At 72.1% G+C, this 23,472-nt stretch carries 21 protein-coding genes and 1 other RNA gene; 9 read left to right on the top strand and 13 right to left on the bottom strand.

The window, feature by feature from the left end; translation table 11 throughout:
• The coding region (gene sucB, locus CXH06_RS09580; RefSeq protein WP_114854952.1) for a 2-oxoglutarate dehydrogenase, E2 component, dihydrolipoamide succinyltransferase at window positions 1–1,728 on the top strand (1,728 nt) is incomplete at its 5' end.
• Window positions 1,729–1,803: 75 nt separating this feature from the next.
• Here sucB and CXH06_RS18710 read toward each other — a convergent pair.
• Window positions 1,804–1,926: a hypothetical protein gene (locus CXH06_RS18710; protein WP_255411432.1), complete on the bottom strand. Its 123-nt coding sequence runs from the start codon at window positions 1,924–1,926 to the stop codon at window positions 1,804–1,806.
• Between the two features lie 183 nt (window positions 1,927–2,109).
• Complete coding sequence (locus tag CXH06_RS09575) at window positions 2,110–3,438, bottom strand: hypothetical protein (protein ID WP_114854951.1); 1,329 nt, start codon at window positions 3,436–3,438, stop codon at window positions 2,110–2,112.
• 63 nt (window positions 3,439–3,501) lie between these two features.
• Between CXH06_RS09575 and lipB the strand changes: the two genes are divergently transcribed.
• The 3 genes from lipB (at window position 3,502) to CXH06_RS09560 (ending at window position 6,072) form a co-directional block, all read left to right on the top strand.
• Complete coding sequence (gene lipB / locus CXH06_RS09570) at window positions 3,502–4,200, top strand: lipoyl(octanoyl) transferase LipB (protein WP_114854950.1); 699 nt, start codon at window positions 3,502–3,504, stop codon at window positions 4,198–4,200.
• Window positions 4,201–4,264: 64 nt separating this feature from the next.
• Window positions 4,265–5,287 (top strand): lipoyl synthase, encoded by a 1,023-nt coding sequence (gene lipA / locus CXH06_RS09565; RefSeq protein ID WP_114854949.1) that lies wholly within the window; start codon window positions 4,265–4,267, stop codon window positions 5,285–5,287.
• A 32-nt stretch (window positions 5,288–5,319) separates the two neighbouring features.
• A complete protein-coding gene (locus CXH06_RS09560) occupies window positions 5,320–6,072 on the top strand; it encodes a DUF4191 domain-containing protein (protein WP_114854948.1) in 753 nt (250 codons plus the stop codon).
• 240 nt (window positions 6,073–6,312) lie between these two features.
• Here CXH06_RS09560 and CXH06_RS09555 read toward each other — a convergent pair whose 3' ends face one another.
• Complete coding sequence (locus tag CXH06_RS09555) at window positions 6,313–6,747, bottom strand: RDD family protein (RefSeq protein ID WP_114854947.1); 435 nt, start codon at window positions 6,745–6,747, stop codon at window positions 6,313–6,315.
• 187 nt (window positions 6,748–6,934) lie between these two features.
• Between CXH06_RS09555 and glnA the strand changes: the two genes are divergently transcribed.
• Window positions 6,935–8,365, top strand: a complete 1,431-nt coding sequence (gene glnA, locus CXH06_RS09550) for a type I glutamate--ammonia ligase (protein WP_114854946.1) — start codon at window positions 6,935–6,937, stop codon at window positions 8,363–8,365.
• 139 nt (window positions 8,366–8,504) lie between these two features.
• On the opposite strand, the gene CXH06_RS09545 is transcribed toward glnA, so the two are convergent.
• From CXH06_RS09545 to CXH06_RS09510, 8 genes are all read right to left on the bottom strand, one after another.
• Window positions 8,505–9,383 (bottom strand): GNAT family N-acetyltransferase, encoded by an 879-nt coding sequence (locus tag CXH06_RS09545; RefSeq protein ID WP_114854945.1) that lies wholly within the window; start codon window positions 9,381–9,383, stop codon window positions 8,505–8,507.
• A 77-nt stretch (window positions 9,384–9,460) separates the two neighbouring features.
• Window positions 9,461–11,125, bottom strand: a complete 1,665-nt coding sequence (locus CXH06_RS09540; RefSeq protein WP_114854944.1) for an ABC transporter permease — start codon at window positions 11,123–11,125, stop codon at window positions 9,461–9,463.
• Window positions 11,122–12,054 (bottom strand): ATP-binding cassette domain-containing protein, encoded by a 933-nt coding sequence (locus CXH06_RS09535; RefSeq protein WP_114854943.1) that lies wholly within the window; start codon window positions 12,052–12,054, stop codon window positions 11,122–11,124. The genes CXH06_RS09540 and CXH06_RS09535 overlap by 4 nt, the downstream gene beginning before the upstream one ends.
• On the bottom strand, window positions 12,051–12,713 hold the full coding sequence (locus tag CXH06_RS09530) for a TetR/AcrR family transcriptional regulator (RefSeq protein WP_114854942.1): 663 nt from the start codon (window positions 12,711–12,713) through the stop codon (window positions 12,051–12,053). Before CXH06_RS09530 ends, CXH06_RS09535 begins: the two co-directional genes overlap by 4 nt.
• A 138-nt stretch (window positions 12,714–12,851) precedes the next feature.
• Window positions 12,852–13,769, bottom strand: coding sequence for a hypothetical protein (locus CXH06_RS09525; protein WP_114854941.1), 918 nt, complete (start codon window positions 13,767–13,769; stop codon window positions 12,852–12,854).
• Between the two features lie 105 nt (window positions 13,770–13,874).
• Complete coding sequence (locus CXH06_RS09520; protein ID WP_114854940.1) at window positions 13,875–16,991, bottom strand: bifunctional [glutamine synthetase] adenylyltransferase/[glutamine synthetase]-adenylyl-L-tyrosine phosphorylase; 3,117 nt, start codon at window positions 16,989–16,991, stop codon at window positions 13,875–13,877.
• A gap of 10 nt (window positions 16,992–17,001) precedes the next feature.
• On the bottom strand, window positions 17,002–18,339 hold the full coding sequence (locus CXH06_RS09515; RefSeq protein WP_114854939.1) for a glutamine synthetase family protein: 1,338 nt from the start codon (window positions 18,337–18,339) through the stop codon (window positions 17,002–17,004).
• 172 nt (window positions 18,340–18,511) lie between these two features.
• The gene (locus CXH06_RS09510; protein WP_114854938.1) at window positions 18,512–19,111 is read right to left on the bottom strand and encodes a hypothetical protein; all 600 of its coding nucleotides are present in this window, start codon (window positions 19,109–19,111) and stop codon (window positions 18,512–18,514) included.
• Window positions 19,112–19,306: 195 nt separating this feature from the next.
• Here CXH06_RS09510 and panB point away from each other — a divergent pair, with 195 nt between their 5' ends.
• Complete coding sequence (gene panB, locus CXH06_RS09505) at window positions 19,307–20,134, top strand: 3-methyl-2-oxobutanoate hydroxymethyltransferase (protein ID WP_114854937.1); 828 nt, start codon at window positions 19,307–19,309, stop codon at window positions 20,132–20,134.
• A gap of 31 nt (window positions 20,135–20,165) precedes the next feature.
• Here the strand turns inward: panB and CXH06_RS09500 are convergent, their stop codons facing one another.
• On the bottom strand, window positions 20,166–20,384 hold the full coding sequence (locus tag CXH06_RS09500; protein WP_114854936.1) for an SPOR domain-containing protein: 219 nt from the start codon (window positions 20,382–20,384) through the stop codon (window positions 20,166–20,168).
• Between the two features lie 37 nt (window positions 20,385–20,421).
• Between CXH06_RS09500 and map the strand changes: the two genes are divergently transcribed.
• Window positions 20,422–21,309, top strand: coding sequence for a type I methionyl aminopeptidase (gene map / locus CXH06_RS09495; protein WP_114854960.1), 888 nt, complete (start codon window positions 20,422–20,424; stop codon window positions 21,307–21,309).
• 98 nt (window positions 21,310–21,407) lie between these two features.
• The gene (gene ppgK / locus CXH06_RS09490) at window positions 21,408–22,175 is read left to right on the top strand and encodes a polyphosphate--glucose phosphotransferase (protein ID WP_114854935.1); all 768 of its coding nucleotides are present in this window, start codon (window positions 21,408–21,410) and stop codon (window positions 22,173–22,175) included.
• A gap of 31 nt (window positions 22,176–22,206) precedes the next feature.
• Here ppgK and rnpB read toward each other — a convergent pair.
• Window positions 22,207–22,563: RNase P RNA component class A (rnpB, locus tag CXH06_RS09485), an RNA gene on the bottom strand.
• Between the two features lie 127 nt (window positions 22,564–22,690).
• Between rnpB and CXH06_RS09480 the strand changes: the two genes are divergently transcribed.
• On the top strand, window positions 22,691–23,470 hold the full coding sequence (locus CXH06_RS09480) for a YaaA family protein (RefSeq protein ID WP_157975685.1): 780 nt from the start codon (window positions 22,691–22,693) through the stop codon (window positions 23,468–23,470).
• Window positions 23,471–23,472: the final 2 nt, after the last annotated feature.

The following is a 23,472-nucleotide window of genomic DNA, read 5'->3' as shown; positions in this document are numbered from 1 at the left end:
CTCGGCGAGTCCGTCACCGAGGGCACCGTCACCCGGTGGCTCAAGGCCGTCGGCGACACCGTCGAGGTCGACGAGCCGCTGCTCGAGGTCTCGACCGACAAGGTCGACACCGAGATCCCCTCGCCCGTCGCGGGCACCATCGAGAAGATCCTGGTCGAGGAGGACGACGACGCCGAGGTCGGCGCCGATCTCGTCGTCATCGGCGACGGCTCCGGCGCCTCCGGCGCCGATGCCGGCTCCGACGATGCGGGAGCCGCGGCCGACGAGCCGGCCGCCGACGCGTCGGAGGGCGAAGACCTCGCCTCCGACGAGACCGCCGCTCCCTCCACCGAGCAGGAGACTCCTGCCGGCGAGGCCGAGAAGCCCGCCGACTCCTCCGGTGGGGCTGCCTCCGGCGAGGAGGTCACCATGCCGGCTCTCGGCGAGTCCGTCACCGAGGGCACCGTCACCCGGTGGCTCAAGGCCGTCGGCGACACCGTCGAGGTCGACGAGCCGCTGCTCGAGGTCTCGACCGACAAGGTCGACACCGAGATCCCCTCGCCCGTCGCGGGAACGGTCCTCGAGATCCGCGTCTCCGAGGACGACGACGCCGAGGTCGGTTCCGTGCTGGCCATCGTCGGCTCCGGCGCTGCCGCCTCGGCACCCGCCGAGCAGCCGGCCGCGCCCGCACCGGCGGCTCAGGAGGCACCGGCGGCTCAGGAGGCTCCGGCAGGGGAGTCGGCGCCCGAGCCCGCGGAGCAGGCCCCGGCCGCGGCCGAGCAGGCACCGGCTCCCAAGGCGGCGGACTCCGTCTCCGGTGCCGAGTCCTCCGGCTACGTGACCCCGCTGGTGCGGAAGCTCGCGAACGAGGCCGGCATCGACCTCGCGAGCGTGCAGGGCACGGGCCTGGGCGGTCGCATCCGCAAGCAGGACGTCCAGCAGGCCATCGAGGCGCAGAAGTCCGCGGCCCCGGCCGCGTCGGCGCCTGCGGCGTCCGCCGCGCCGTCCGCGCCCGCGGTCCAGGTCTCGTCGCTGCGCGGCACCGAGGAGAAGATGCCGCGCATCCGCAAGGTGATCGGCCAGCGGATGATGGAGTCCCTGCAGGGGATGGCTCAGCTGACCACCGCGGTGGAGGTCGACCTGACCCGCATCGCGAAGCTGCGCGCCCGCGCCAAGGACGACTTCGCCGCTCGCGAGGGGGCCAAGCTCACCTTCCTGCCGTTCCTCATGATGGCCGCGGTGGAGGGTCTGAAGACCTATCCGCAGCTGAACTCCACCATCGACGGTGACAAGGTCATCTACCACGGCTCCGAGAACATCGGCATGGCCGCGGACACCGAGCGCGGCCTGGTGGTGCCCGTGATCAAGAACGCCGGCGACCTGAACCTGGCGGGCCTGGCCCGGCAGATCGGCGACCTCGGCGGTCGCGCCAAGGGCAACAAGCTGGTCCCGGACGATCTGGCGGGGGCCACCTTCACGATCACCAACACCGGCTCCGGCGGTGCGCTCTGGGACACCCCGATCGTGCCCGCTCCGCAGGTCGGCATCCTCGGCACCGGCACCATCACCAAGCGTCCGGTGGTCGTGCAGAACGCCGAGGGCGATGACACCATCGCCATCCGCTCGATGATGTACCTGTTCCTCTCCTACGACCACCGCATGGTCGACGGCGGCGACGCGGCGCGCTTCCTCACCTTCATGAAGAAGCGGCTCGAGGAGGGTGCGTTCGAGGGCGAGCTGGGCCTGTGAACCACCTGCCCTGAGCGACTGCTCCGAGGGCTCCCGAAGGACCCCGTCACCATCAGGTGGCGGGGTCCTTCGTCGTCACGGCCCCGGCGGGAGGGTGCGGAGCAGAACGTCGGCGGCACTCTCCGGCCCCTCGCCCAGCGTCCCGCGGACCAGCAGGAAGACCACGATCGAGACCAGCACCACCAGGGCGATCAGCACGGCGGCGACCAGACTCGGGGACGGACGGGCCCGCCCGCCCCGCCGTGCGGGGTCACGGGGCCGGGAGGGTGCGGAGTCATCCGGAGGGGGCGGTGCGGGAGTGTGCATGGGTCAGCGCTGCGGCGGGCGTGCCGCGGTCCTTCCGTGGGAGCCTGGGACGCGGCGACGTGACGCGGCCGCGTCTCACGGTATCGCCTCGGCGCGCTGCACCCACCACCGGCCACCCTCCCAGAGGAGCTCGAGCTCCACGACCGCGGGATCGGTGGCGGGGACCGTCCGCGAGCTGCCGTCCGGCGCGACGACCTCGTGCTCCTCGGTCGAGGTGAGGAGGCGGAGAGTCGCGGTGCCGTCCGCGGACATGCCGTGGATCAGCTCCGCCTCGTGGACGATCGGCCCGCCCCCACGCACCTCGACATCCTGATAGGCGATGCGCACCTCCTCGTCGACCGCGGCGGCCTCGCTCCCGGGCACCGCCACCGGCTCCGCGGAGAGCCCCGTCACGTACGCGTGCCGGGCTCCGGCGAGCTCGGCGGCGAGCTCCCACGGATGCTCGATCGACGCCGGCCGGGATTCCTCCCCGGGCGCCCGGGCGGCGGCCGCGGGCTCCGCCGCCCCGGGACGCGTGGTGCCCGGCCACCAGCCCGTGCCGACGACGACGGCGGCGGTGCCCGCCAGCAGCAGCACGGTGAGCGCGGTGAGCGCGGCGGTTCGGCGATGGCGGGCCTGGGCGAGCACCTCGCGGACGACGGCCCCCATCCTGCGCATCGGTCCCCGCCCGCGGCGCACGGTCGGCGTCGTGCCGCCCTGCCTCCAGGTCCGGCGGCGGGCCGGGTCCGGCGGTGATCCGCTCCGGCCGTGGTGCCACATCGCCCCCTGCTCCGCAGTCCCCTCCTCACTCGTGGTCGCCCGGCCGTGCACCCGGCGCCGGAGGGTCCGCTCCCCGTCCTGCAGCACCGCGTCGACCCAGCGTCGATCGGCCCGCTGGGCGGCGAGCCGGGTCCCGGGACGGAGACCGGAGAGGTCGCGGACCACGACGCTGCCGTCGGCGCGCACACCGAGCCCCTGCTCGCCGATCGCTCCCAGCACCCAGCCCCGCTCGTGCAGCGCCTCGATGAGCGCGTCGAGATCCTCCCGCGCGCGAGCCAAGGCGATCCTCTCTGCGGTCGGCGGGGCGAGGTCGTCGCCGCTGCGCCGTCCGCTGCGGCGGTGCAGGGGCGGTGCGGACTCCCGCACATAGCCGTCGTCCTCGAGGTCGAGGAGATCGGGGGCGGCACGGACTCCCGCCACCTCGAGCGCGGCGAGCAGCTGCCTCTCGGCCTGCACGGACTCCCGTCCGGCCGGGCTCAGCCAGCGCACCCGCACCAGGGCTTCGTGCCCCTGCCGCGCGCTGCGCTCCTCCTCCCGGCCGCCGTCGGCGCTACGCCGCACGGTGGCCGCGCTCCCGCGTCCCGCGGGCTCCCCGCCCGACTCGTCCAGCTGCTCCAGCGCGTCCATGACCGCAGTGAACCCCATGGACGGACGCTCCTCCGCCGGTCATCCACAACGCACAGGTGAGAGGCGGAGTAGCCTGAGCGGATGCTCGACGTCATCCGCCTCGGATTCAGCGAGCCGCTCCCCGGCGGCGATCGCCACGAGGAGTTCGGCCTGCCCCCGGGGCCGCTCGACTACCGCACGGCCTGGGACCTCCAGCGGGCGATCCACGCCGAGGTGGTCGCCGGCGAGCGTCCCGCCTCGCTGCTGCTGCTCGAGCACGCCCCCGTCTACACCGCGGGCAAGCTCACCGAGGACCACGAGCGGCCCCGGGACGGCGCCGAGGTCGTCGACATCGATCGGGGCGGGAAGATCACCTGGCACGGTCCGCAGCAGCTGGTCGGATACCCGATCGTGACCCTTCCGATCCCGATCGACGTCGTCGGCTTCGTGCGCTCCCTCGAGCAGGCGTTGATCGGCGTCTGCCGGCAGCACGGCGTGCCGGCGCTCGCGATCGAGGGCCGCAGCGGGGTCTGGGTCGCTCCCGAGGGCGAGGAGGCGCGGAAGGTCTGCGCGATCGGTCTGCGGGTCTCGAAGCGCACGACGATGCACGGGTTCGCCTTGAACTGCGCGAACGATCTCTCCTGGGCCCGGAACGTGATCCCCTGCGGGATCGATGACGCGGGCGTGAGCAGCCTCAGCCGTGAGACGGGCCGCCGGATCGCGGTGGCGGACGTCATCGACCCCGTCGAGGCGGCGATGACCGAGCTCGTGTCGCAGCGCACCCTGGCCCGGGCGCGGTGAGCGACCCCCCGGCCCGGCGGGCTCGATAGACTCCCCAGGACGTAGAGATCGAGGAGGCAACAGGGTGACCACCGCTCCGGAGGGACGGCGTCTGCTGCGCATCGAGGCACGCAACGCCGAGGTGCCCATCGAACGCAAGCCCGAATGGATCAAGACCCGGGCGGTGATGGGTCCCGAGTACAGCGCGATGAAGCAGCGCGTGCACGGCCAGGGCCTGCACACTGTCTGCGAGGAGGCGGGCTGCCCCAACATCTTCGAGTGCTGGGAGGACCGCGAGGCGACCTTCCTCATCGGCGGCGACACCTGCACCCGTCGCTGCGACTTCTGCAACATCGCCACCGGCAAGCCGCTCCCGGTCGACCCGATGGAGCCGTTCAAGGTGGCCCGCTCGGTCCAGGAGATGGGCCTGCGGTACTCCACGATCACGGGCGTGGCCCGCGACGACCTCCCCGACGGCGCCGCGGGGCTGTTCGCCCGCACCTGCGAGCAGATCCATGCGATGAACCCCGGCACCGGCGTCGAGCTGCTGATCGACGACATTAAGGGGAACGGCGAGGCGCTCGAGCAGGTGTTCGCCGCGCAGCCGGAGGTCTTCGCCCACAATCTCGAGACCGTCCCGAGGATCTTCAAGCAGATCCGCCCAGCGTTCCGCTACGAGCGCTCCCTCGAGGTGATCTCCCTGGCCAAGGAGGCCGGGATGATCACGAAGTCGAATCTGATCCTGGGCATGGGCGAGAGCGACGACGAGATCCTCGACTCGCTCGAGCGCCTGCGCGGGGCCGGCTGCGACATCATCACCATCACGCAGTACATGCGGCCCTCGAAGCTGCATCACCCGATCGATCGCTGGGTGAAGCCCCAGCAGTTCGTCGCCCTGTCCGTGGCCGCCGAGGAGATGGGATTCCTCGCAGTCATGGCCGGGCCGATGGTCCGCTCCTCGTACCGCGCCGGGAAGCTCTGGGCGCAGGCGATGAGGAAGCTGGGCCGCGAGATCCCGGAGAACCTCCGGCACCTCGACTCGAACCAGCCCGCCCGTCAGGAAGCTGCGAGCGTCGTCGCCCGCACCCAGCAGGCCGCCGCGAGCTGACGCCCGCCCGGCCCCGAGAGGACCCACCCCCCATGGCTCGCACGTCCGAGACCTCGCCCGAGAAGGGCTCGAAGAAAAAGAAGAAGAACGCCGACGGCACGAAGAAGCCGGGGCGCCTGAAGCAGATGCTCGAGGTGTACAAGTACACCCAGGAGATCGACCGCAGCACGCTGCCGCTCATGCTGGTGGCGCTGGTCGCCTCGATCGCCGTGGGCGTGGTGCTGACGCTGCTCATCTTCGGCAGCCCCTGGTACGGCATCTTCATGGGCCTCGCCGTCGGCGTGCTCATCGCGATGCTGATCCTGGCCCGCAAGGCGGAGCGGGCCGCCTTCGGACGCATCAAGGGGCAGCCCGGTGCGGCGCTGGCCGCGATGCAGTCGATCCGTCGCGGATGGAACGTGGACGAGGAGCCCGTCCAGATCGATCCCCGCAGCCAGAAGATGCTGTTCCGGGCCTCCGGCCGCGCCGGCATCGCCATCGTCGCCGAGGATTCCTCGGCGACCTCGATGAAGCTGCTCGAGAAGGAGCGCCGGAACATCCGCCGCGTGCTCCAGCACGACAACGTCCCGATCCACCAGATCGTGGTCGGCGACGACGAGGGCGAGGTGGCCCTGCACAAGCTCCCCACCTACATGCAGCGGATGAAGAAGAACCTGACCAAGGACGAGGCCGCACAGGTCAGCAAGCGCCTCAGCGCGCTGCAGCGCTCGATCCGCCAGTCGGTCCCCAAGGGCGTCGACCCGATGCGCGCCCGCCCCAACCGCAAGGCGATGCGCGGCCGCTGAACCGGCTCCCCACTGCGTCACGGACCCCCTTCCGCCCTCGGGCGGGAGGGGGTCCGTCGACGTCGGCCCCATCCGCGACGTCGCGTCGTTATCATTCCGTTACCGCCGTGACCTGATCGTGACATTATCTATCCATGCAGGTCAGAGGGCTGAAGCGGCGTGTGATGGAGGAGGGCGCGCGAGGGGCCGGCGACGGCCGCGCCGCCTCCGGTGCGGTGCGCGGACCTCTCCGGCCGCGGGTCAGGCAGTGACGACCGCGGTCCCCGCCACCACATCGTGGAGGGGCTGGCGGTCCCGGTTCCAGACCACGGCGGGCAGCAGCAGGAGCATCAGCGCCGTGCGCACGATCGCCCGCAGGACCATCGGGGACCGGCCGCGGACCGGAAGCACCCTCAACCGGAGCACGTACTGCCCCGGGGTCGCCCCGAAAAGCGTCAGGAACAGCAGGTTCACCGCGACGAACAGCAGCAGGTTGGCAAGCGCCGCCCCGTCGAACACGAGCGCGGAGACCGCCATGCAGAGCGCCCAGTCCAGCACCAGCGAGAGCGGGCGGCGCCAGAACGGCGCGGCGGAGCCGGGCCCTGTCGGCGGCAGGCCCAGGGAGGAGCCCCTGACGTATCCCGGCTCCTCGGGAGCGCCGTCCATCCACGAGCCGAGGTCCTTGCGATCGATCACGCCCCGACCCTAGTGCGCGGATCTGGGAGCCGTAGGAGCCGGAGCCGCTCACGGCCCGCGCCGCCGCACGGGGCCTAGGATTGCGTCACCCGAGTCCCGGCCCGCACGAGACGGTCGGACACCGACAGGCGAAGCCTCTCGGGGACAGTCAGCACTACACGCGCCGGGCGGCGCGGATGGAGGACACGTGTTCAACAATCCCAGCGAGGTCGTGAAGTACATCGAAGAGGAGGGCGTCGAGTTCCTCGACATCCGCTTCTGCGACCTTCCCGGCGTCATGCAGCACTTCAACGTGCCCGCGAGCTCCTTCGACGAGGAGGCGATCGCCACCGGCCAGCTGTTCGACGGCTCCTCGATCCGAGGCTTCCAGGCGATCCACGAGTCGGACATGAAGCTGGTCCCGGACCTGGCCACCGCGTACCTCGATCCGTTCCGCGAGCGCAAGACGCTCATCATGAACTTCGCGATCGTGGACCCGTTCACCGACGAGCCCTACTCCCGCGATCCGCGGACTGTCGCCGCGAAGGCCGAGGAGTATCTGAAGTCGACCGGCATCGCGGACACCGCGTTCTTCGCCGCCGAGGCCGAGTTCTACATCTTCGACGACGTGCGCTTCAAGACCACGGTGAACTCCGGCTTCTACAGCATCGACTCCGACGAGGCGGTGTGGAACACCGACCGCGACGAGTCCCAGTTCGGGGGCAACCAGGGCTACAAGACCCGCCTCAAGGGCGGCTACTTCCCCGTCCCGCCGAACGATCAGATGGCGGATCTGCGCGACGAGGTGTGCGCGATCCTGGAGCAGACCGGCCTGCAGGTCGAGCGCGCGCACCACGAGGTGGGCACCGCCGGGCAGCAGGAGATCAACTACCGCTTCAACACGCTGCAGCAGGCCGCGGACGACGTCATGAAGTTCAAGTACGTCGTGAAGAACACCGTGTGGGACGCCGGCAAGACCGCGACCTTCATGCCCAAGCCCCTGTTCGGCGACAACGGCTCGGGCATGCACACCCACCAGTCGCTGTGGAAGGACGGTGAGCCGCTGTTCTTCGACGAGCGCGGCTACGGCGGCCTCTCGGACATCGCCCGCTGGTACATCGGCGGCATCATCGAGCACTCCCCCTCGCTGACGGCCTTCACCAACCCCACGGTGAACTCCTTCAAGCGCCTCGTGCCCGGCTTCGAGGCCCCGGTGAACATGGTCTACTCGGCCCGCAACCGCTCCGCGGCGATCCGCATCCCGGTCACCGGCTCCTCCCCGAAGGCCAAGCGCGTCGAGTTCCGCGCGCCGGACCCCTCGGCGAACCCGTACCTGTCCTTCGCGGCGCAGCTCATGGCCGGTATTGACGGCATCCGCAACCGCATCGAGCCGCCCGAGCCGATCGACAAGGACCTCTACGAGCTGCCCCCGGAGGAGCACGCGCAGATCCGCAAGCTGCCCGCGTCCCTCGACGAGGCCCTCGACGCGCTCGAGGCCGATCACGACTTCCTCACCGAGGGCGACGTGTTCCCCGAGGACCTCATCTCGACCTGGATCGAGCTCAAGCGCACCACGGAGATCGATCCGTTCCGCTTCCGCCCGCACCCGCACGAGTTCGAGCTCTACTACGACATCTGAGATGTCCTCGGCGCTCGCGCCCGCCCGGCGCTCCTGACGCGCTCGGCATCATCACGGCCGATCCGGTCCGCGCCCTGCGGGGTGCGCCGGGTCGGCCGTGGCCGTCCCCGAGCCTCGCGGCGCTCCGCGGGGCGCTCCCTCAGCGGCGCTGATCGGCGGGGCGACGCAGATCGCGGGAGTCCGTCCCGGCCCGGAACCCGGCGGCCTCGTAGGTCGCGACGGCCCCGGTCAGGGAGCGCGGCGTGACGACCACGGCGCTCGAGGAGCCGTCGGCACGGAGGCGCGCCGCGGCGGCACGGCAGATCGCCCGTCCGTGCCCGCGCCCGCGGTGCTCGGCGTGCACGCCCATCGGCTCGATCAGCCCGGGGCGGCCCGGCCCTGCCGGCCACACCATCGCGATCGCCACCGCGGCGCCGCTGCGGTCACGACCCAGCAGCGCGGTCGCGTCCCGGGCGGCGCTCTGCGCGGCGAGAGTCCGCCAGCGCTCGTCCGTGCACGCCGGGCTCGCGAAGGCGGAGCGGTGCACGGCGGTGAAGTCCGACGGGTCCGCCGCGCCCACCACCTCCAGGGAGAGAGCGGACTCCTCGACAGGATCGCCGAGATCCCGACGCAGGACGACCCATGGTTCGTCCTCCTGCCATCCGCGCTCCCCCAGCACCGTGCGCAGCGCTGTGGCGGAGCGCGCCTCGAGGAACACCTCGCCGTCCGGGAGCGCACCGCCCGAGGGATCGCAGAGATCATCGGCCATCCGGGAGGCCAGGTCCCGGTCGCGGACATGGACCGGATCGACGGCGAGGCGCAGCAGGTCGGGTCCGTCGAGCATCCCGATCGCCGTGGGGCCCCCGGCGAGCGACCAGATACGGAGGTCCGCCGCCGTCCGCTCCGCGCCCCGGCCGCCGTGCCACCCGATGTCACCGGGATGCAGATGCACCGGGGCGTCGTCACGCTGCCAGCTGCGCAGCGTCTCGAGCATCGCCGGGACCTCGCCGGCGGAGGGAGTGGTGAGGGTCGTCGCCATCACCGGAGCCCACCATGCCGGCCGTGCCCTGTCCACGGAATATGTGCGGGCCGGACGCCGGCGCGGCGTCTCCGGGTTCACCCTGCCGCGAGGTCCCGCCGGCGCAGGAGCAGCAGGCCGGCGCCGGCGAGCACCACGGCTGCGGCACCCATGAGGACCAGCGGCGCGGCCTCGAGATCCTCGGAGGGCACCATCGGCACGTGCTGCAGCGGCGAGAGGTCCTTCGCCCAGTCGGGCAGGCCCAGCATGTCCCCGAGCACGGTGACGAGCGTCGAGTAGACCACGAGGAGCCAGGCCAGACCGGTGGCCCGCACGCTCAGCCCGTACAGGAACAATGCGATCGCGCCGTACAGGGCGATCGCCGGGAGGTAGACCAGGGATCCGGCGGTCAGCTCGCCGATCCAGCGTGTCTCGTCGGTGGCCGCCCAGACGCCGAGTCCGGTCCCGAGGCCCAGCAGCACCATCATCACCGCCGTCTCCATCAGCACCACCACTGCCCAGGAGGCGGTCACGCTCGTGCGTGAGGTCCCCGCGAGCAGCACGCCGGCGAGGCGCCCGGCCAGCTCCTCGGTGCGCAGGCGCAGCATCCCCGAGACGGCCAGCGCGATCGGTCCGAGCGCGAGCATCGTGAGCACGAAGGCGGAGAACGAGCCGGTGAGGTCGTCGAGCGACACCGGCGCCCAGGCGGTCAGCTCCGGCGTCTCGGCGACGAAATCGTCGAGCGAGCTGGCGAGGGACCCGAAGGCGATCGCGAAGAACAGCAGTCCGATCCCCCAGGCCAGCATGGTCGAGGACAGCAGGCGCCGCCCGAGTCCGCCCGGGCGCAGCAGCGCGGCCGCGGCCGTCCCGGGTCCCGCCGCGGCGGCCCGCAGACCCGCACCCACGTCCCGGCGCCGGGACAGGGCGCCGGCGAGCACCAGGAGCACGACGGTCACGCCCAGCGAGACCAGCAGCGGCCACCAGCGCAGGTCCACGTAGACACGCGTCTGCTGCGCCCACGCCAGCGGCGAGAACCAGGAGAGCCAGGAGCCCTGGCGATCCATCACGTCGCCGATGCCGCGCACCATGAAGGCGATCGCGAGCACTCCCAGCGCCATCCCGGAGGCGGTGCCCGCGTGCTCGGTGAGCTGCGCGGTGACCGCGGCGATGGCGGCGAACACCATGCCGGTCAGCGTGGTGCCCAGCCCCAGGGCGAGGGAGTCCGGGACCGCTCCCCCGGTGGCGATCGTCCCCACCGCGACCGCGAGACCCAGGGCGAGGTTCGCGAGGCCGACGATGATCAGGGCCGCGGCCGGAGCTGCCAGCCGCCCCGTGGCGAGCGCCCGTGTCATCTCGAGCCGACCGGCCTCCTCCTCGGCCCGGGTGAGGCGGGTGATCAGCAGGATGCTCATGATCGCGGCGGGCAGCAGGATGTAGAGGAACAGCTCGTTGGCGACCATCGCCCAGAAGGTGTAGTGATCGGCCGCGAAGTATGGTCCGGTCATCATGACGGCCGAAGGGTTGTCCAGGAGCATCGCCCGGGCATCGAGGGTGTTCTGGTCCGGGTAGACGTCCTCCATCGCGACGATCGACGCGGGCACCAGCACCAGGATCGAGAGCGTCCAGATGATGACCGCGCGCCGGGTGAGGCGGCCGTACAGCCGGATCTGGGATCCCAGGCCCGTCAGCGAGGAGGACGCAGGCGCGTCCGCACGGTGGGTGGGATGCGACGGCTGCGCGGTGCGGGGGTGGGCGGTGCTCATCGCTCCCCCTCCGCGTCCTGGGTCAGGTCGTCCCCGTAGTGGCGCAGGAAGAGGTCCTCGAGGGAGGGCGGGGTGATGGTGAGCGCGGTGGCATCGAGGGCGGTGAGCACGGGGAGCACGTCGTGCACGGCCGCGTCGTCGACGTCGAAGCGGAGCGTCCCGCGGTCCTCGACGAGGTCGTGGACGCCGTCCAGCGCCCGCAGCGGAGCGGGATCGGCGGAGGTGGTGGCGACGACGGTGGAGCGGGTCAGGTGGCGCAGCTCGGGAAGGGTGCCGCTCTCGACCGCCTGCCCCGCGCGGATGATCGTGACGGTGTCGCAGAGCTTCTCGACCTCGGCCAGGATGTGACTCGAGAGCAGCACCGTCCGACCGTCCTCGCGCAGGCGGCTCACCTCGTCGGTGAAGATCGCCTCCATCAGCGGATCGAGCCCGGAGGTGGGCTCGTCCATGATGTACAGCTCGACGTCCCGCGAGAGCGCCGCGATGAGGGAGACCTTCTGCCGGTTGCCCTTGGAATAGGTGCGGCAGCGCTTGGTGGGATCGAGCTCGAAGCGCTCGATGAGCTCCTCGCGGCGTCGACGATGGGCGGCGGAGCGGTCCCGGCGCGTGAGGACGTCGATGGCCTCGCCACCGGTCAGACCGGGCCAGAGGTTGGTGTCGCCGGGCACGTAGGCGAGGTCGTGGTGGATCCGGACGGCCCGGGTCCAGGGATCCTGGCCCAGCACGGTGGCCCGCCCGGAGCTGGCCCTCAGCAGGCCCAGCAGGATGCGGATGGTGGTGGACTTGCCCGCGCCGTTGGGACCCAGGAAGCCGGTCACCTGGCCGCGGGGGACCACCAGCTCGAAGCTGTCCAGGGCCGTGAAGGAGCCGAAGGTCTTGGTGAGGTCCCGGACCTCGATCGCGGCGTCTGCGGTGGGGGTGCTGGTCATGAGTGCGTCCCGTCGGTCGGAGGTGAGGGTGGCTCCTCCCCCTCGAGGGAGGTGAGGAGGGCGTCGTACAGGGAGCGGTCGGTGAGCAGCGGGAAGGTGTAGATCTCGAGCAGCGGGGGGACGATGCGCTCGCTGTGAGCGCGCAGCCAGCGCGGGAGCTCCGCGAGATCGAGGTGGTCGCGCTGGGCCGGGAGCTGGAGGAGTAGCGAACCGAGCGCCATCTCGACGAGCACGTGAGCACGGGCCTCGGGGTCGCGGCTGGACGAGATGGTCCCGGCCCGCTCCCCTTCGGCGAGGTACACCACGGCCTGGGCGGCGAAGTCCTCGACCAGCTGGAGGGCCAGCGGGCCGCCGGCCTGGAGCCGGCGCAGCACGTAGCCGACCACGGGCGCATAGCGCTCCGCCTCGGCGAGCTGGGACAGCAGCACCCCCGCGCCGCCGGTCAGCACGCCGACCTTGCTCTCCCGCGTCACCTCGAGCGCGCGGCGGTCGCAGCGCTCCAGCAGGTGCTCGCGGGAGCCGTAGTGATGGATGATCAGGCCGGCGCTGACCCCGGCATCCTGGGCGACCGTGCGCAGCGGTGCGGTGAGACCGTCGAGCGCGAAGCGGCGCAGGGCGGCCTGCAGGATGCGCTCCTCGGCAGGAGGTGAGGGATCCATGGCGCTCCCGACGGCTCGACTGAACAGGTGTTCACCACGCTATACGCGTGTTCAATCCGAGACAAGGGGTCGCGGCTCGCGCTCGCTCGGACGGAGGGGCCGCCCTGCCCGTCGGTGCGGGGCCTCAGCGGCGCGGGGTCAGCTCAGCGCGTCCAGGCCGTTCTTGCTCCGCAGCAGCGACAGCAGCAGGTCCTGGGGGCCGGTGGCCGGCTCGAGGGCGCACTCGTCGGGCTCGAAGGACCAGGCCTCCCGCAGGGCGCGGAACACCGTGAACTCGGCCTCCCCGGTCCGCAGCGGTACGCTCCGGTACCCGCCGGCCTCCGGGAGATGGATGACGAAGGCACCGGTCAGCTCCGGCATCTCGCGCGTGGTGCCGTCGGCGTCCAGCAGCTCCTCGGCGCGGCAGACCGCCACACCCTGCAGGGCGTAGTCGCCCCGCACCTTCTTCGAGGTCTTGATGTCGGCGCTGAGCAGCGTGTTGCCGATCCTCACGAGCGCGTCGGTGGTGCCGGCGTAGCCGACGGTGTGGTTCACGACGGTCTGCTCGACCTCGAGGAACTCCGGCTGGTAGTCCTCGAGGAAGCGCCCGAAGCCGTCCAGGCGCACCGCGGCGCGGGCGAGGAGCGCCGCGGGATCCTTCTCCGCGCTGAAGGCGCCCTGCTCGCTGCGCATCTGCTCGGCGATCTCGCCGATCCGTGCGGGGGTGGGCCGGGTGCCGCTGGTCCCCCAGTCCTCGCAGGCGGCGTGCACGAGCGTGCCGAAGTCCGCCGCGGTGCGCGTGTACTCGGGCGCGGCGGCCGCGATCCGCTGCTGGCTGCGCCGACGGTCCCGGGTCACCCGGGCGATCTCCGCGGTGGCGCGGTCGGGATTCCGCTCGAGCCAGGCGTACATGTCCAGCGCGCGCTGGGAGGCCATGGTGGCGTACCAGCCCTGCAGGAAGTCCTTGGCGCGCATGCCGGCGACCGTGGTGATCGAGGGGTACAGCAGGGGGCCGTCGGGCTCGAGGCGGTACATGCGGCCACGGGGGGTGTCGGCGCTCAGGGAGGGCGTGGTCATGGGTCCTCTGGATCATGCGGGGGTCGCGCGGGGCGAGGGGACCCGCTCACGGTACGCCGTGAGGGGGCGCAGAGGGGAACGGCGCCCCGCACCGCCGCAGGTCGGTCAGTCGTCGGCCTCGAAGATCACCCGTTCGGCGATCGCCCGGGCGCGCCGGGTGCGGCGCAGATAGCGCTCCTCGAGCTCGGAGGCGGAGCCCTCCTCGCCGTCGATGAGCAGAGCGAGAGCGCGCAGGTCGATGCGGTCCGAGGGGAGCACGTCACCCTCGCGGCCCTTCCACAGGAACAGTCCTCGGCGGATCTGCCAGGCGAGCGTCCACGCCTCGGCGAGCTCCTCCGCCTCGCGGGCGGTCAGCAGCTCCGCCTCGATCGCCGCCTCGAGCTGGCTGAGGGTGTGCGTGGTGCGCAGGGACGGCACCTGGTGGCCGTGCTCGAGGGCGAGGACCTGGGCGCTCCACTCGACATCGGACATCCCGCCGCGGCCCAGCTTCACGTGCCGGGAGGGGTCCGCATTGCGCGGCAGGCGCTCGGACTCCACGCGGGCCTTCATCCGTGCGATCTCGCGGCGGGCCGTGGCGGGCAGCCCGCCCTCCGGGTAGCGGTGGCGGTCCATCTCCTCCCGCAGCTGCTCGGCGACCGCCTCGGAGGCGACCACCACGCGCGTGCGCAGGAGCGCCTGCTTCTCCCAGGTCTCCGCATCCCGGCAGTAGTAGTCGGTCCAGGATGCGAGGCTGCGGGCCAGCGGGCCCACCCGCCCCTCCGGGCGCAGGTCGGCGCTGAGCTTCATGTCCGAGCGCGCGGTCGGGGCGTTGAGGATGTGCTGCATCTGCGTGGCGACCGCGATCGCGATCTCCACGCTCGCTCCGCCCGCACCGCGGTCGAGGACGAGGAACTGGACGTCGGCGTCCGAGGAGTAGCCCATCTCCGCCGCCCCGAAGCTCCCCTGGGCGAGGATCGCCATCTCGATGCCGAGGGCTCGCGCGGGGTCCGAGCGCCGCTCGCGCAGCCGCTTCGCGGTGCCGACGTCGACCTCCGGCGCGGCGTCGAGGGTCTCGCCGCCCTCCCCGACCACCTTCCGCTCCCGGGCGACGACGTGGAGCGCCACGAGCATGCCCGCCTCGAGCACGGCCTCGGCCAGGTCCGTGAGCGCGCGGGCGACGTCGAGCGGACCCACGAGCCCCGTGAGATGGGCGAGCGCGATCCGCAGCAGCTCCCGGCTGCGGGTGCGCCGCAGCACGTCGCGGGCCACGTCCACCGAGTCCACCCGGGAGATCACGGCCAGGAACTCCCGCCCCAGGACGTCCCGGGACAGCGGCCGCAGGTGCTCGTCGCGGGCCAGCCAGCGCACGCCCTCGGGGATCTGCTCGAGCTGCTCGCCCACATAGCGGCTGGCCGCGAGCACGGCGGTGAGGCGCTTGGCGGCGAGCCCGGAGTCCCGCAGCAGGCGCAGGTACCAGTGGGACGAGCCGATGGTGTCCGAGAGCCGCCGGAAGGCGAGCAGCCCCATGTCGGGGTCGATCCCCTCGGCGAACCACTCGAGCATCGCCGGCAGCAGCTGGCGCTGGATCCGCGCGCGGCGCGAGATCCCCACGGAGAGCGCGGAGATGTGGGAGAGGGCGCGCGCGGGGTCGCGATAGCCGATCGCCGCCAGGCGCGCCTCGGCGGACGAGGCGCTGAGGGTGATCTCCCCGTCGCTGAGCTGGGAGGAGGTCAGCAGCAGCGGACGGTAGAAGATCTCCTCGTGCAGGCGTCGCACCTGCCGCCGGGTGCGGTGGTAGCGCTGATGGAAGTCGTCGGGGCCCAGCCTCATCGAGCGCGCGAGGCGGCGCAGGTCCGAGGCGGCGGTGGGCAGCACCTGGGTGCGGCGCAGCCGGTGCAGCTGGAGCCGGTGCTCCACGCAGCGCAGGAAGCGGTAGGCCTCGTCCATCTCCGCGACGTGCACGCGGGAGATGTAGCCGCCGTCACCGAGGCGGGCGAGCGAGTCGAGGGTGGAGCGGCCGTGCAGCACCTCGTCGACGCGGCCGTGGACCATCTGCAGCAGCTGGACGGTGAACTCGACGTCCCGCAGACCGCCGGGGCCCAGCTTGATGTTGCGCTCGACCTCGGCGCGCGGGATGTGCGCCACCACGCGGCGCCGCATCGCCCGGGTGTCCTCCACGAAGCCCTCTCGGGTCGAGGCCGTCCAGACCCACGGCTCCACCATCTCCTCGAAGGCGCGGCCCAGGGCGGGGTCCCCGGCGGAGGCCCGCGCCTTCAACAGCGCCTGGAACTCCCAGGACTTCGCCCACTCGGTGTAGTAACGGCGGTAGGAGCCCAGGGTCCGCACCAGCGGGCCGTCCTTGCCCTCGGGACGGAGGTTCGCATCGACCTGCCACAGAGAGCCCTCGGCGGTGCGCTCCGAGCAGGCGCGGGCCAGCTCGCGGGCGAGGGCCCCGCCCACGGCGATGGCCTCCTCCTCGATCTCCGCGTCCTCCTCGACCGGGGCGATCACGTGCATGACGTCGACGTCGGAGATGTAGTTGAGCTCGCGGGCGCCGGTCTTGCCCAGGGCGATGACGGACCAGCGCACCGTCTCGTGCCCCTCGACGCTCGCGCGGGCGATGGCCGAGGCGGCCTCGAGCGCGGCGTCGGCGAGGTCGCTGATGGCGGCGGAGACCCGCGGCTGCAGCGCGGTCGGGGCGGTGGCCCGGACGTCGGCCGCCGCGATCTGGACGAGTCGTGCGTGATAGGCGATGCGCAGGGCGTCGCGCACCTCGCGGCCGTTCTCCGCGGCGACGGGGACCGCGGCCGACGGGTCGGCACCGACGGCGCGCAGGAGCGTCTCGCGCACCGCCTGCGCGGAGAGGGAGAGATGATCGTCGCCCTCCCGGAGGTCCTCGAGGTGCTCGGGGTGGCGGGCGAGGAAGTCGCCCAGGGCGACCGAGGTGCCCAACAGGAGGATCAGCCGCTCCCCCGGCGTGCCGGGAGTGCCGACCCCCTCGAGGAACTCCCGCATCAGGGAGCGCTGCCCGGCCTCCTCCGCGGCCTCGGCCAGGCGCAGCAGGCCGATCACCGCGTCGTCCCCGTCCGCGGTCCGGCCGAGGGCCCGGGCCGCCCCCGGGCCCAGCGCGGACAGCACCGGGTCGGCGAGGAAGCGGCTGACCCGGTCGGTGCGGCTGAAGCCGAGGCGGGCCAGTGCGCCGGTGGAGGTGGGCGGCTCGTTCGCCGCGGGCAGCTTGCTCATCCCGGTGACCTCACACCCGTCCGAAGGTGGAGGCGAGCTCGTGGTCGGTCACCTGCTCGCGGTAGCGCTGCCACTCCTGCTGCTTGTCGCGCAGGAAGAACTCGAAGACCTGCTCGCCGAGAGTCGTGGCCATCAGCTCGGACTCCTCGAAGACCTGGAGCGCGCGGAAGAGGTCCGTGGGCAGCGGCTCGATCCCCATCGCCCTGCGCTCCCGCTCGCTGAGCTCCCAGACGGCGTCCTCGGCGCCCTCGGGCAGCTCGTACTCCCCCTCGATGCCGGCCATGCCCGCGGCCAGCAGGACCGCGAAGGCCAGGTACGGGTTGGCGGCGGAGTCCAGGCCACGGAACTCGACGCGGGAACTGGTGCCCTTGGTGGGCTTGTGGAAGGGCACCCGCACCAGGGCGGAGCGGTTGTTGTGGCCCCAGCACACGTAGCTCGGCGCCTCCTGCGCGCCCCACAGCCGCTTGTAGGAGTTCACCCACTGGTTGGTGACGGCGCTGTACTCGGGGGCGTGCCGGAGCAGGCCCGCGATGAACTGGCGTCCCATCCGGGACAGGCCGTACTCCGCGCCCGGTTCGTGGAAGGCGTTCCTCCCGCCCTGGAACATCGACAGGTGGGTGTGCATGCCGGATCCGGGCTGGTCGATCATCGGCTTGGGCATGAAGGAGGCGACCTGCCCCATGGACAGCGCGACCTCCTTGACCACGGTGCGGAGGGTGACGATGTTGTCCGCGGTGGTCATCGCGTCGGCGTAGCGCAGATCGATCTCGTTCTGGCCGGGCCCGTTCTCGTGATGGGTGTACTCGACCTGGATGTTCATCGCCTCGAGGTGCTGGATCGCGGTGCGCCGGAAGTCCTGACCCTGGCCGCGGTGCACGTGGTCGAAGTAGCCCGCGTGGTCGATCGGCACCAGCGGCTCACCCTGCCGGTAGGGCTGCTCGAACAGGTAGAACTCGATCTCGGGATGGGCGAAGAACTCCAGCCCCTTCTCCTCCGCGCGCGCCATCGCGTCGCGCAGCACGCGCCGCGGATCGGAGGCGGCCGGCTCCCCGTCCGGGGTGAGCACGTCGCACATCATGCGCCCGGTCGCGTTGGTCTCCCCCCGCCAGGACAGCAGCTCGAAGGTCCCCGGGTCGGGCTGCAGGAGCATGTCCGACTCGTAGCTGCGGGTCAGCCCCTCGATCGTCGAGCCGTCGATCCCGATCCCCTCGGTGAATGCGGTCTCGAGGTCCGAGGGGGAGATCGCGATGGACTTCAGCGTGCCCGCGATGTCGCAGAACCACAGGCGGATGAACCGCACGTCCCGGTCCGAGACGGTGCGGATGACGTCGTCGTGGAGATGTTCCATGGGCTCAGTCTGCCGCAGGGGCGGCCGACGGGGACAGCACGGGGCCTAGACCCCTTCTGGCCGGTCCGGACCACGCAGCGCCCCGGCCTCCTATGCCAAGGGCGGGGCGCTGCGTTCCCGTAGCGACGGCAGGTTCAGTCGTGCCGGCGCCTGGACCAACGGGACCGCCAGATCAGCCGCCGAAGTCCTGGGAGAGGTACCACTTGCCGTCGCTGGCCTTGACCATGGTGAACGGCGATCCGGAGGCGGAGACAGTGATCGTGCCGTCCTCGTTGGCCGTCGACTCGAGGGTGTCTTCGGTGAAGAGCGCGACCACTTCGGGGGTGAACGACTCCATCATGCCGGTGGACTCGAGACCCTCGGCGCAACCGGCGAGCACGTCACCGGAGATCGGCGCATCGGCTGCCGGATCGTAGACGAGACCGCACGCGGCCTCGGCGTCCTGCTCGCCGATGGCGCTGAAGAACGCGATCGCCTGCTGCTCAGCGGCTGTGAGGTCGTCCTCGGTGACCTCGGTGGCCCCTTCGTCCGCACCGTCCTCCTCAGCGGGCTCCTCCTCGGCGCCTTCGTCCGAGGCGGCGTCCTCCTCTGCCCCCTCGTCGGAGGCGCCGTCCTCTTCGTCGGCCGCAGCCCCCTCGTCCTCGACGACCTCGGTCTCCTCGGTGGTGGGCTCCTCCTCGTTCCCCCCGCAGGCCGCCGCACCGGCGACGATCGCGAGCGCCCCCAGGCCTGCGGCCACTCCCCGCACGGTCCTCCGCATGATCGACGTCATCTCTCTGTCCTCCCTCGTGATGCCGGCTGGGATGCCGGCTGAAAGAATCCTGGCACAGCGCGGACCGTCCGGCGATGGGGAGAGGTGCCCATGGATCGGGCGGACCGAGCCTCCGCGGCGGCAGGGCCATCGCGCGGACGGGACTAGGCTGAGGGCTCGATCCCTCGATGTCCCACCCCTGTTCAGGAGCCTCTCGTGAGCACCCCGTCCCCCGCCGGTCCCCCGGCTCCGGCGAAGATCCGTCTGCGTCACCTGCAGGAGGCCAAGACCCGCGGCCGTCCGTTCTCGATGCTCACCGCCTACGACCAGTTCTCCGCCCAGGTCTTCGAGGAGGCCGGCATCGAGGTGCTGCTGGTGGGCGACTCCGTGGGCTCCACCGTGCTGGGGCACACCACCACCACGGCCACCACCCACCAGGACATGCTCACCTTCACCGGTGCGGTCACGCGCAGCGTGCACCGCCCGCTGGTGGTCTCCGACCTCGCCTTCGGCACCTACGAGGCCGGGACCGCGGAGGCGCTGCGCCACGGCGTCGAGCTGGTCCGCGCGGGCGCGGAGGCGGTCAAGCTCGAGGGCGGCGCCGAGGTCGCCGCGCAGATCCGCACGCTGGTCACCGCCGGCATCCCGGTGATGGGGCACCTCGGCTTCACCCCGCAGTCGGTCAACGCCCTCTCCGGCCACCGCGTCCAGGGCCGCGACGAGGAGGCCGCGCAGAAGCTCGTGGACGACGCCCTCGCGGTCCAGGACGCCGGCGCCTTCGCCGTGGTGCTCGAGCTGGTCCCCGCCGCGGTCGCCGCGCGCGTCACCGAGGCGCTGCGGGTGCCGACGATCGGCATCGGCGCGGGGCCCCACTGCGACGGCCAGGTCCTGGTGTGGCAGGACATGGCCGGACTCTCCGGCTTCCACGGGAAGTTCGTGAAGGCCTTCGCGGATCTGCGCGGCGACCTGCAGCGCGCGGCCGCGGAGTATCGCGAGGAGGTCGTCGCAGGCACCTACCCGGGCCCGGAGCACTCCTTCGACTGACGGCCCCGGCGCCCGCCGGGTCCGCGGGCGCTCAGCGGGGGTCGTCGGCCTCCGCGGGCGGCGATTCCTCGCCGTCCCAGGCGGCATCGTCCGCATCCCACTGCTCGTTGCGCGTGGCGGCGGTCTCGAGCGCCCGCTCCGCCTCCGCGCGCGTGGCGTAGGGGCCCATCAGCTCCGTGCCCGGGGACTGTCGGCCCTCCTCCACGCTGCCGGTGGTGAGGTTGTAGTAGAACTGCGTGCCCTCGCTCACGTCGGACTCCTTCGCGGTCGGTGAGAGACTGGTGGACATGACTGTAGAGCAGGAATGGACCCGACCAGAAGGGCGCGCGGTGCTCGTTCCCGGCACCGTCGGCCCCCGCCGCAGCGTGCCGGGCCGGATCACGCGCCCCGAGTACGTCGACAAGGACGAGGCCGTCTCCGACACCGGCCCCTTCGTCCAGAGCGCGGACGTCATCGCCCGGGTCCGGGAGGCCTCGCGCGTGGCCGCCCTCGCCCTGCAGGCCGCCGGGGAGGCGGCGCGCCCCGGCGTGACCACCGATCACATCGACGCCGTCGTCCACGACGTGCTCCTCGAGAACGGCGCCTACCCCTCCACGCTGGGATACCTGGGGTTCACGAAGTCCTGCTGCACGAGCCTCAACGAGGTCATCTGCCACGGCATCCCGGACTCCACCGTGATGCAGCCGGGCGACCTGCTCAACGTCGACGTCACCGCCTTCCTCGACGGCGTCCACGGCGACTGCAACGCCACCTTCGAGGTGGGCGAGGTCCACCCCCGCGCCCATGACCTCGTCGAGGGGGCGCACGAGGCGATGATGCGGGGCATCAAGGCGGCACGGCCGGGACGCCAGGTCAACGTCATCGGCCGCGTGATCGAGAAGTACGCCGCGCGCCGCGGGTACGAGTCGGTGCGCGACTACACCGGTCACGGTGTGGCCGAGGGCTTCCACAACGGCCTGGTGATCCCGCACTACGACGCGGCGCCGATGTTCGACGACGTCATCACCGAGAACATGACCTTCACGATCGAGCCGATGATCACCGCCGGCTCCCAGGAGTGGGAGATGTGGGACGACGGCTGGACCGTGGTCACCAAGGACCGCTCCTTCTCCGCCCAGTTCGAGCACACCATGCTCATCACCGACCAGGGTCCGGAACTGCTGACCGTCGTCTGAGAGCTCCGGTACGCTGGGCCGCCGTGAGAGCGGCCCGGCCGGGCACGCCGATCCGCCGGGCGATCCCCCGTTCGGCGCCCCCGGACTCAGGAGATGCGATGAGCAAGAAGGCCTTCGGGATCGATATCGGCGGGAGCGGCATCAAGGGTGCTCCCGTCCACCTCGGCAAGGGCGAGCTCGCCGCGGACCGGCTGCGCCTGGCCACCCCGCAGCCCTCGACCCCGGACGCCGTGGCGGACACGGTAGCCGAGCTCGTCTCCTCCTTCGAGATCGAGGACGGGATGCCCGTGGGCGTCACCTTCCCCGCGGTCATCCAGGACGGCGTGGCCCTCACCGCCGCGAACGTCGACGACGCCTGGATCGGCACCGACGTGGACGCCCTGCTCACCGAGCGCACCGGCCACGACGTCTTCGTGGTCAATGACGCCGACGCCGCCGGCATCGCCGAGATGACGTTCGGCGCCGGTCGCGGCACCACCGGGGTGGTCCAGGTGATCACCCTGGGCACCGGCGTGGGCAGCGCGACCTTCGTCGACGGGAAGCTGGTGCCGAACACCGAGCTGGGTCACCTGCTGCTGCACGGCGACTCGGCGGAGAAGTACATGGCCAGCTCCATCCGCGAGAAGGAGGAGCTGGACTGGGGGACCTGGGCCGGACGTCTCCAGGAGTACTTCTCGCATCTCGAGTTCCTCTTCAGCCCCACCCGCATCATCGTCGGCGGCGGGGTCTCGAAGAAGCACAAGAAGTTCCTGCCGCTGCTGGACCTGACGACGGAGATCGTGCCCGCGGAGCTGCGCAACGAGGCGGGCATCATCGGTGCCGCCGTGCTGGCGCGCGCCGAGCAGAAGGCCCGCCGCTCCCGCTGAGGCCCCGACGGCCCCGCGGCCGAGCGCGGGGCGGACCAGCCGGCCTGTAAGCCGGGTTCTGTGATCGGCAGCCATCCCTCTCGGGTCGCCGTCGCCGACGACCTCCAGCGGTCCACCCGGGGACTCGGGCCGGCGCCCTCATGCGTCCCCTGTCTGACCTTGCTCCCGGTGGGGTTTACCGTGCCGACCTCGTCACCGAGGCCGCGGTGGTCTCTTACACCACCCTTTCACCCTTACCGCCGCCCCGAGGGGCGGAGGCGGTCTGCTCTCTGTGGCACTGTCCCGCGGATCACTCCGGGTGGGCGTTACCCACCACCGTGCCGGATGGAGCCCGGACTTTCCTCGGCCCCGGGGCGAGCCCCGAGGACGCGGCTGCCCGGCCGACTGGTCCGGGGCCGAGTCTACGCCGCCCGCCGGCCCTTCCCGGCGTGCCCCGGGGCCGCCGGGCCATGACGTGCGGAAGGTCTCGTGGGCAGCGGCCGGGACCACCACCCGATGCCGCTGAGAATGGAGGGATGCTCATCCTGCTGCCGCCCTCGGAGACGAAGACGCGACCCCCGGAGGTCGGATCCCCGCCGTTCTCCCTCGAGGACCTGTCGCTCCCGGCGCTGCACGGGCCGCGCGAGACGATGCTGCGCGCCGCCCGGCGCACCGCCGCCGCCGCGGACGGCGGCACCCGTCTGGGGGTGCCCGCCTCCGCCCCGGAGCTGGTGGGACGCATGCTGCACCTCGAGGCCGAACCGGCCGCCGCACCGCTGCGCGTGTACTCGGGGGTGCTGTACGACCAGCTGGACCCGGCCTGGATCCCCACGGAGGAGCGGCGCGTGCTGATCCAGAGCGCCCTGCTGGGGCTGGTCGACGCCGGTGCCGACCGGATCCCGGCGTATCGCCTCTCCGCCGGCTCCTCGGTGTCCCGCCTGGGCTCGGTGGGCTCGTGGTGGCGCGCCTCCCTGCGGCCGGTGGCCGCGGAGCTGCTGGGCGAGCAGGCGGAGGGCGCCTCCCCGCTGGTGATCGACGCGCGGTCGGGCAGCTACCGGTCGATGATGGCGGTGCGCAGCACGCGGGACGTGCCCGTGCTCGCGATCTCTCCCGTGCAGGAGCGCGGCGGCGCGCGCACGGTCGTCTCGCACGACGCCAAGCGCTACCGCGGCCTGGTGACCAGGGCGCTGCTGGCCGCCGACACCGTGCCGTCCACGCCGGACGAGGTGGTCGATGTGGCACGGGCCGGACTGCCGGAGGGTCTGCGCGTCGAGCTCGAGGACGACGCGCTGGTCGTCATCGATCCCGTGGACTGACC

Source organism: Brachybacterium sp. YJGR34 (genome assembly GCF_003347015.1).
GTDB lineage: Bacteria > Actinomycetota > Actinomycetes > Actinomycetales > Dermabacteraceae > Brachybacterium.
This window is presented reverse-complemented; position numbering and strand designations above follow the sequence as displayed.